This is a genomic window from Granulicatella sp. zg-ZJ (assembly GCF_010892355.1).
Taxonomy (GTDB): Bacteria; Bacillota; Bacilli; order Lactobacillales; family Aerococcaceae; genus WM01.
This window is the reverse complement of sequence record NZ_WNJY01000043.1, coordinates 1-8,662: the sequence shown is the minus strand read 5'-3', so window position 1 is coordinate 8,662 and position 8,662 is coordinate 1. Positions and strand designations below refer to the sequence as shown.

Here is an 8,662-nt window from a genome sequence, read left to right as displayed (position 1 = left end):
GGTATAGACGTTTTCATCGCAATCCTGACCATAAGTTTTTTCGATATGATTCATCTAGAGATTGTTTTACGGATACACGTACGGGAGAAATTTACACCTACAGAAACATTGATAGACAAGGATATAAACAGTATCGTATAAGCGATAACAGTAATAAACGGATACTACGTCGAGCGATAGATGCTGATGTATATGATAGATGTCGTGAGCGTCGATTATCTACGTTTGGGAAAGCACTATATAAACGACGGAAAGAAACGATTGAGCGTAGCTTTGCAGACTCTAAACAAAATCATGGGTATCGGTTTGCACAATATAGTTCTTTATTTATCATTTTTAAATGCAAAATCCAACATATTTTTCAATTTTTAAAAAATATGTTGGATTTTTTATCGCTATTGTCAACAATCTGAACTACATTGAAAAATGTAGTTTTTTTGTGCAAAAAAGAGTTGAAATGGCATATATACATAATAGAAAACATGAAGGAGGAAAACAATGAAAAAATGGTTAATAATCGGTGTCTGTTTGTTGAGTGTGTTTTGTTCAACGCAAGTATTTGCAACAGATACAGTTGTGACGATGAGAGATTCCAAAGAATCTGGAGTTGTGTATGTGGAAGAGGAGGATTTTCATACAGCATTGAGTTATGATGATGTTTTAGTTTCAGATGATGATGATGTGTTATTTTGTTTAGATCCCACAACATTAGTAAACGGAAAAGAGTATCAGACGAAAGTGTTCTCAAATGAAGAGATTATTACAGGAGAGAAACAAAAAAAGATTGATGCTTCTTTAAAAGAAAAATTGTCTTTAACAACATATTTTGGGTATGCCATCCAAGTATCCGATAAACACTATCATTATACACAAATGCTTGTTTGGGAAAACTTAGGGTATCGCATTGCAAAAGTAACAGGTACACTTTCTTTAGAAGAGTATCAACAGTTTAAAGAAAATGTGACAAAGAAAATCGAGCAGTACAAAAAATATACAAGTTGGCATAATCAAACTGTTACAGTAACTTTAGGAGAACGTGCAGTACTTGAGGATTTGAATGGTTTAGTGTCTCAGTTGATTATTCCAGAGCAGATTGAAGGGTGGAAGATAGAACGTATTGATAATCGCTTAATATTAACACCAACTTCCTCTGCTAATACAACGATACTATCGTTTTACCAAGAAAAACAACCACAACATCATGGTATGTCATTTATTTATCAGCGAGAGCATTCGCAAACATTAGGAAAATTTAAATTAGACACGGAGAGATTTTCAACCGTTCGCTTGAATTTAATTAAAAAGAAAGATGTTGTCGTACATAAAGTGGATCGTAATGGCAAAGGATTACAAGGGGCAAACATTGGTGTCTATGAAGGAAATCAATTAATCGACATGTTAGAAACAGACGAAAATGGGAATGTTACATTTTCAAATTTAAATATAGAAAAGCACTATACGATTAAAGAAGTCAAAGCACCAGATGGATTTTTGTTAAATCCAGAAGTCTATTCTGATGAATTGGGCACTATCACGATTGTAAACGATAAACAACCAACCATACAGTCGAAAGCGACAACGATGTATCACCAAAAACAAAGTTATCCATTTGAGAAACATGTAGAAGCTGTTGTGCTATCCAATTTAGTGAAAGATAAAACATATATGCTTGTAGTAAAACAGCTTGACACATCAGGTAAAGTATTGAAAGAACAATGTCGTTCATTTGTTGCGAACGGTACTCAAGACGAACAGTCCTTTGAGTTTGAAGGGTATGAAGATACAGTTATATATGCAGATGAATTATATTTGAATGATGTGTTGATTACAACGCATCTTGATTTAAAAAATCAAAATCAAACGGTGTATGCACTACATCCGAAGATTCAAACGTATGTGAATAAAGTGGGTGATACTTATGTTGATACAATCAATTATGAGGGTTTTAAACAAGGGGAAGTACTTGTCAAAACATGGATAACACCACTTGGTAAAGAAGATATTGTTGTTGAGCCGACAGAGGAAATTTATTCGGTAGATGAAAAAGGCAGTCTATCTGTTGCGCTAGATAAAGTAAATTTAGATGCTCTTGATGAGGGGAAATATGTAGTAATGGAACAAATTTTTGATTACTCTCAAAAAGAAAAAGGTGCTTTACTTGCTGAACATACGGATACTAATTCGCAAGAACAGTCTTTTGAGAAAGAAGCAACAGAAGAAACAACTCAAACAGTTGAAGAAACGACACAAAAACAAGACGATGCCCTACCAGAAACAGGAGAGCATAATGCTGTGTATTTATTGGTTATTGGTAGTGTATGTATTTGTTTAGGTATACGAGGTCTATTGATTAAAAAACTAGAGAAATAAACGAATTTCATTTAAAATAAAAAGCATCACAGAGTCATTATACAGTAAAAGAGGAATAAACATGGAAGATGCTTTATATTGGGCAAAACAAATTCAAAAAGGTGCTATATCTGCTGAAGAACTGTTCTTAGAAACGATAGAAAAGATAGAGAATATCAATCCACAATTAAATGCTGTTGTGCGCACACGATACGATAAAGCTTTATATGAAATACAGACAAGACCATTATCTAAGACAATGTATAAAGGTGTGCCCATTTTATTAAAAGATTTAGGACAAAATCTAAAAGGAGAACTTAATACATGTGGTAGTTCTTTGTTACAAAACAATGTATCTAATCATACAGACAATCTCGTTAAAAAAATAGAAGAATTAGGATTTATTGTGATTGGGCAAACAAACGCAGCAGAGTTTGGATTTACTAATTTTACAGACAATATGTTATATGGTACGACAAGAAATCCTGTTGATATGACAAGACATGCGGGCGGTTCCAGTGGAGGTGCTGCTAGTGCGGTTTCCGGTGATATGATTCCTTTGGCTCTAGCAAGTGACGGAGGAGGGTCAATTCGTATTCCGGCTAGTTGGACAGGTACAATCGGACTAAAGCCGAGCAGAGGGCGTATTCCTGTTGGACCATTTAGTTACCGAGGGTGGCAAGGAGCATCTATTCATTTTGCTATTACAAAAAGCGTACGAGATACAAAAGCCTTATTCTATGCACTTCAAACAGAACAGTGGGAAAGTCCCTTTACCTTGCCTTTAAATAAAGAGCTACCTATGATTAAGCCTTTAAAAATTGCATATAGCACCAAGTCACCGGTAGGAACACCGGTTTCGGATGCTGCGAAAAATGCTGTTTATTATACAGTACAAATGCTAAAAGAACTGGGTTGTATTGTAGAAGAAGCAACACCTAAATTAGACGGTATTGGATTGATGCAAAGTTATTATATGATGAATAGTGCAGAAACAGCAGCGATGTTTTGCGATATGGAAATGTCTTTAAAGCGTCCTTTAACACGAGAGGATATGAATATAATGGCATGGATTATTTATCAATCAGGTAAAGATTTACTAGCGAGTGATTATACAAAAGCTCTATCTTGTTGGGACAGTGCTGCAGCGGTAGTGACTGATTTTCATGAAGAATATGATGTGTTTTTGCAACCAAGTACAGCAGATGTAGCGCCTAAACTAACAGAATATGGTATACAACATAAATTGTTTGAAAAAATGGCAAATGATGTGGAAAGTACGACATCTACTAAAAGAAAATTAGATATTGTTTGGGAGATGTTTTTAAAAGGATTAACATTAACACCTTTTACCCAACAGGCAAACTTGACGGGACAACCTGCTATTAGTTTACCGATATATCAAACCAAAAACGGATTACCACTTGGTGTACAGTTGACGGCTAGAAAAGGGCGAGAAGACATTTTATTTGCTTTATCAGAACAGTTGGAACCTTATTTCCTTTCATAGATAATAATGCGGTATCAAAGGTATTTATTAGTCAAAAGTATATTTTCGATTTTTACTTGTCGTAGTATATAAATGGGTTATAGAAATGAATGTTTATGTATTATTTTAAGAATTCTTGAATTCAACAAAAATAGTCGGATTTTTCTGTCAAATAGATGATTAAAAAGAAAATTTAGAGAAATCCTGTATTCTTAGTGGAAAAATAAAAAAGAATTTGTTATAATATCGAAGTACGGCAATGAGAAGCTTATGAACCGAGTCAGATCCGGAAGGAAGCAGCTATAAATAGGATTTCTCATGTGCTGTACTTTTTTGCGGAAACATAAAAAATCGAAGAAGTAAATAAATCTGTTTACTCTAAGGAAGGGTGTAAATTATGGCATCAGTAGTAGTTGTTGGAACCCAATGGGGCGATGAGGGAAAAGGTAAAATTACCGACTTTTTAAGTGAAAATGCAGAGGTTATCGCACGTTATCAAGGTGGAGATAATGCAGGACATACAATTAAGTTTGGTGGTGTTACGTATAAATTGCATCTCATTCCATCAGGTATCTTTTATCCAGAAAAGATTAGTGTTATTGGGAACGGAGTTGTTGTAAACCCTAAATCTTTAGTAACAGAATTAGCATATTTAGCAGAAAGAAATGTTGATACAAAAAATTTACGTATTTCTTCTCGTGCACATGTGATTTTGCCGTACCACATTTTATTAGATACATTACAAGAACAATCTAAAGGTGATAATAAAATAGGTACAACGAATAAAGGGATTGGACCTGCTTATATGGATAAAGCAGCTCGTATCGGTATTCGTATGGCAGATTTATTAGATAAAGAAATATTTGAAGAACGTTTACGTACGAATTTAGAAGAAAAAAATAGATTATTTGAAAAATTATATCAAGCAGAACCATTAAAATTTGAAGATATATTTGAAGAATATTATGAATATGGACAACAAATTAAACAATATGTTTGTGATACATCTGTAATTTTAAATGATGCATTGGATCAAGGTAAACGTGTATTGTTTGAAGGTGCCCAAGGTGTCATGTTAGATATTGACCAAGGAACATATCCATTTGTGACATCATCTAATCCGGTAGCTGGTGGTGTAACCATTGGTAGTGGTGTTGGACCGTCAAAAATCACAAAAGTTGTTGGCGTTTGTAAAGCATACACATCGCGTGTAGGAGATGGACCATTCCCAACAGAATTATTTGATGAAGTCGGAAATCGTATCCGTGAAATTGGTCGTGAGTATGGAACAACAACAGGTCGACCAAGACGTATTGGATGGTTTGATAGTGTTGTGATGCGTCATGCAAGACGTGTATCGGGTATTACGAATTTATCTTTAAACTGTTTAGATGTTTTAAGTGGTTTAGATGAAGTTAAAATTTGTGTTGCTTATGAGAAAGCAAATGGCGAACGAATTGAACACTATCCAGCAAGTTTAAAAGAATTGTCAGAGTGTACACCTGTGTATGAAGTGTTACCGGGTTGGTCTGAAGACATTACAAATTGCCGTACATTAGAAGATTTGCCAGAAAATGCGCGTCAATATTTACGTCGTGTATCAGAATTAGTTGGTGTACGTATTTCAACATTTTCTGTTGGTCCAGATAGAGATCAAACGAATGTGTTGGAAAGTGTTTGGGGATAATGACAAAGGCACGGTACTTAGTATCGTGCTTTTTTATGATAAAAATGTGTAGAGTAAGAAAGGAATAGTATGGAAAAAGCTTATATCACACGACAAAGTGCTCAAAAAATAAAAAGAGGTAACCCTTTATTAGTAGAAAAAGACTTTTCTTCTATATCATTTGCAGAGGGAAAAGTAGTGGCTTTGTACGATGAGCGACAACAATTCGTTGCACAAGCATTATTAGGGAAGCAGAACAAAGGGATTGGATTTGTCTTTAGTCAAAACCCAAAAGAAACACTATCCGCTAGTTTTTTTGAAAACTTATTGTATGAGGTGTATCAACGAAAACAATCTTTGGTGATTTCTTCTACTGCGTATCGTTTGTATAATGGGGAAGCAGATGGATTAGGAGGATTTACGATTGATATGTATGAGGGAGTTGCAGTTTTTTCATGGTATACGCAAGCGATTTATGCTTATGCGGATATAATTATAGAAGTCTTTTTAAAAGTTGTGACAGAGTGCCAATCCGTTTATGAAAAATTGAGATATGAGAATCCTCCATTTGTATCACGTTTTGTCACTGGCCAACCTATTGAGCGATTAGTCATTGAAGAAAATGGTGTGAAATTCGCAACATACATGGACGACGGTTTAATGACCGGAATTTTTTTAGATCAAAGAGAAGTAAGAGCGTATTTAAAAGAAAAATGTCGAGGTAAATCGGTATTGAATACCTTTAGTTATACAGGAGCATTTTCGGTTGCGGCCGCTGTTGGTGGAGCAAGTCAGACGACAAGTGTGGATGTAGCGAAACGAAGTATTGAAAAAACGACAGAACAATTTGATGTGAATGGCTTATCCATGGATTCTCAAAAACTATATGTCATGGATGTTTTTGATTATTTCAAATATGCGAAGAAAAAAGAGTTAGTATTTGATTGGGTTGTACTGGATCCACCAAGTTTTGCCAGAACGAAGAAAAGAACATTTTCTGTAGCAAAAAATTATACAGAATTACTCGAAGATGCCATTCATATAACATCAAAACATGGTCACATTGTTGCATCAACAAATGCCTCAAATGTGTCATATACAGATTTTGTTGCAATGATTGATAAAGCCTTTAAACGATTAAAAAGAGCCTATACGATTGAAAAAGTATTTAGGCTACCAGAAGATTTTACGACTTTAAAACAAGTTGAATTATCGAACTATTTAAAAGTTATCATTTTGAAAGTAGACTAAAGAGAAAATGTGATGATACAGGCTGACCCAAAAGTCATTATATGATAAAAGCGGAGAAAACAAACAGTGTTAGGCTGTTTGTCTTCTCCGCTTTAGTTTTGATGTCATCATATTTTTCAAAAAGCTAAATTTATCGTGTCATGATTTTTTTGACTCTACCTCGTCTTTGTTTTGACTTTTGGGTTAACCGTATTTGTAGAGATAAAAAGACAACTGTTATAAAAAATAGTATTAGACTAGCGTTTTCAAAAAGACACCTCGCATATAAATAGTGGTGGTTCTCTTTATGTGCTGACTGTTAAGACAGCACACGTTTAATCGTATATATTTAAGGTCAACCATTTCTAAAAGATTAAAATTAAAGCGTTGACAAAATTATAAAACAAAGTTAAAATAATAATATAATAAAAAGATGTGGATAAAATGTACTATAGAAATTGTTATAGGTACAAAAATGGGGATATTTTATTGGATTAGATTATAGAACTTTATTTAATGATAAAAGGAGGAAATATTATGAAAAAAGTGATAAGTGTTGTTACGTTTTTGATTATTTTATTATTTATAAATTTTGGGTTTGTCAGTGCAGAAGAGGCAGATTTTAATATCCAAAATTTAGATGTTACTGTTGTAAATGTAGATGATTTACAGTTGCGTCAGGTAGGAGATAAAATAGAGTTAACAAGTGATAAAGTAAAAGTGCTTAATGTTACACATAAACAGACTTTAAGTACGTTTGCTAGAAAATCATATACAGCTGGTTACGAAATTGAAATACCTTTGGGAAAAAACACCGTTGGTGAAGATAGAGATGTTGATGGAAGTAGTAAGTATATCGCAGGGGTCAAAGCTGAACTATATGTTGATTATGATGTAAGTTCTAATAATGAAAAAATTAGAGTGAATAGAATTTACGGTAGTTGGAAACCTGATGATATATATTATCTTATAAGTAGAAAAGTAGGATGTCACTCAGGTTCGGGTACTGGAAAACTTTTTCAAACAGATGTATCTACTAATTCATTTAGCTATTCTTTAAATTGGGGATATAATGTTAGATTGTGGGGACCATTATCTCCAAGAGCTTGGAGTGAAGCAGTATCTAGAGTTTCTGGTATGAGTGGAACGTATTTAATAAAAATCGAATTTCCTTTTTCTTAAAATTCTATAGGGAGTGATGTATCATGCGATTGTATCGATATTATATATCTATTCTTTTTTATATTGCGTTTTTATTCGTCACGCCATATTGTGTTGAAGAGATAAATACTCTTGTACAACGAGGAAATACCGTGGGGCTGATTATTACCGGAGGACTATTTTGTTTCGGGATATTCGCACATCTACTATTATTCAAAGCCACCGTTTTGGAGCGAGCGTTTAAATATAAACGTATCTTTATCATTTATATAGTAGGTATTGCTTTGACGCTGTTGTTTTGGACAGTTTACCCACATCCTTGGGTTGCTAGGAATATCATTTTGTGCTTGTCATTATGGATGCTGACAGAAAGAGTGCTAGTAATGAGTTCGATTATTTTGATGAGTAGTTTTATTTTTATATCAAGAAAATTCCCTAGGGAGTAAGTCAAAAGTATTCTAGGATGAAAAAATATGATAAAAAAGATAGAGTGATATTTTTGTGAGTTTATCACTGAAATGTTTCTCTATCTTTTATGGCTCTTCGTCAAATTGTGTTGGTGGAGAGAAATAGTGAGTATGTTGGTAGTGAATGACATTAACCATTCACTACCTTTTTCACATTCTTTTTCTGCCATTGGGAATGGTGTTGTATGATTAAAATACGTAATCTAAAATAGGAAAAACGTCTATAGCCATAGGCAATCCGTTTGATGACTTTAATATGATTGTTGATAGCTTCTGTGATACCGTTTGAATAAGGTGTGG

At 33.9% G+C, this 8,662-nt stretch carries 7 protein-coding genes and 1 other RNA gene; 7 read left to right on the top strand and 1 reads right to left on the bottom strand.

Going from position 1 to position 8,662, the window contains the following annotated elements:
• The 7 genes from GMA11_RS09545 to GMA11_RS08800 all read left to right on the top strand — a co-directional run.
• The coding region (locus GMA11_RS09545) for a transposase (protein ID WP_205422928.1) at positions 1 to 413 on the top strand (413 nt) is incomplete at its 5' end.
• An 85-nt stretch (positions 414 to 498) separates the two neighbouring features.
• Positions 499 to 2,370, top strand: coding sequence for a SpaA isopeptide-forming pilin-related protein (locus tag GMA11_RS08825; RefSeq protein ID WP_163546780.1), 1,872 nt, complete (start codon positions 499 to 501; stop codon positions 2,368 to 2,370).
• Positions 2,371 to 2,425: 55 nt separating this feature from the next.
• On the top strand, positions 2,426 to 3,859 hold the full coding sequence (locus tag GMA11_RS08820) for an amidase (protein WP_370516587.1): 1,434 nt from the start codon (positions 2,426 to 2,428) through the stop codon (positions 3,857 to 3,859).
• Positions 3,860 to 4,081: 222 nt separating this feature from the next.
• An RNA gene (ffs, locus tag GMA11_RS08815) (signal recognition particle sRNA small type) lies at positions 4,082 to 4,181 on the top strand.
• Between the two features lie 54 nt (positions 4,182 to 4,235).
• Positions 4,236 to 5,525: an adenylosuccinate synthase gene (locus tag GMA11_RS08810; protein ID WP_163546778.1), complete on the top strand. Its 1,290-nt coding sequence runs from the start codon at positions 4,236 to 4,238 to the stop codon at positions 5,523 to 5,525.
• A 69-nt stretch (positions 5,526 to 5,594) separates the two neighbouring features.
• Positions 5,595 to 6,755: a class I SAM-dependent rRNA methyltransferase gene (locus GMA11_RS08805; protein ID WP_163546777.1), complete on the top strand. Its 1,161-nt coding sequence runs from the start codon at positions 5,595 to 5,597 to the stop codon at positions 6,753 to 6,755.
• A 516-nt stretch (positions 6,756 to 7,271) separates the two neighbouring features.
• Positions 7,272 to 7,916 (top strand): hypothetical protein, encoded by a 645-nt coding sequence (locus tag GMA11_RS08800; RefSeq protein WP_163546776.1) that lies wholly within the window; start codon positions 7,272 to 7,274, stop codon positions 7,914 to 7,916.
• Positions 7,917 to 8,492: 576 nt separating this feature from the next.
• Here GMA11_RS08800 and GMA11_RS08795 read toward each other — a convergent pair.
• Positions 8,493 to 8,662, bottom strand: a 170-nt coding sequence (locus tag GMA11_RS08795; protein WP_163546486.1) for a transposase, incomplete at its 5' end; no start/stop codon positions are given.

Excerpts from the sequence above, each read along its gene's own strand:
- GMA11_RS08825 (WP_163546780.1), top strand. The coding sequence starts at position 499 with ATGAAAAAATGGTTAATAATCGGTGTCTGTTTGTTGAGTGTGTTTTGT.
- GMA11_RS08810 (WP_163546778.1), top strand. The coding sequence starts at position 4,236 with ATGGCATCAGTAGTAGTTGTTGGAACCCAATGGGGCGATGAGGGAAAA.
- GMA11_RS08805 (WP_163546777.1), top strand. The coding sequence starts at position 5,595 with ATGGAAAAAGCTTATATCACACGACAAAGTGCTCAAAAAATAAAAAGA.
- GMA11_RS08800 (WP_163546776.1), top strand. The coding sequence starts at position 7,272 with ATGAAAAAAGTGATAAGTGTTGTTACGTTTTTGATTATTTTATTATTT.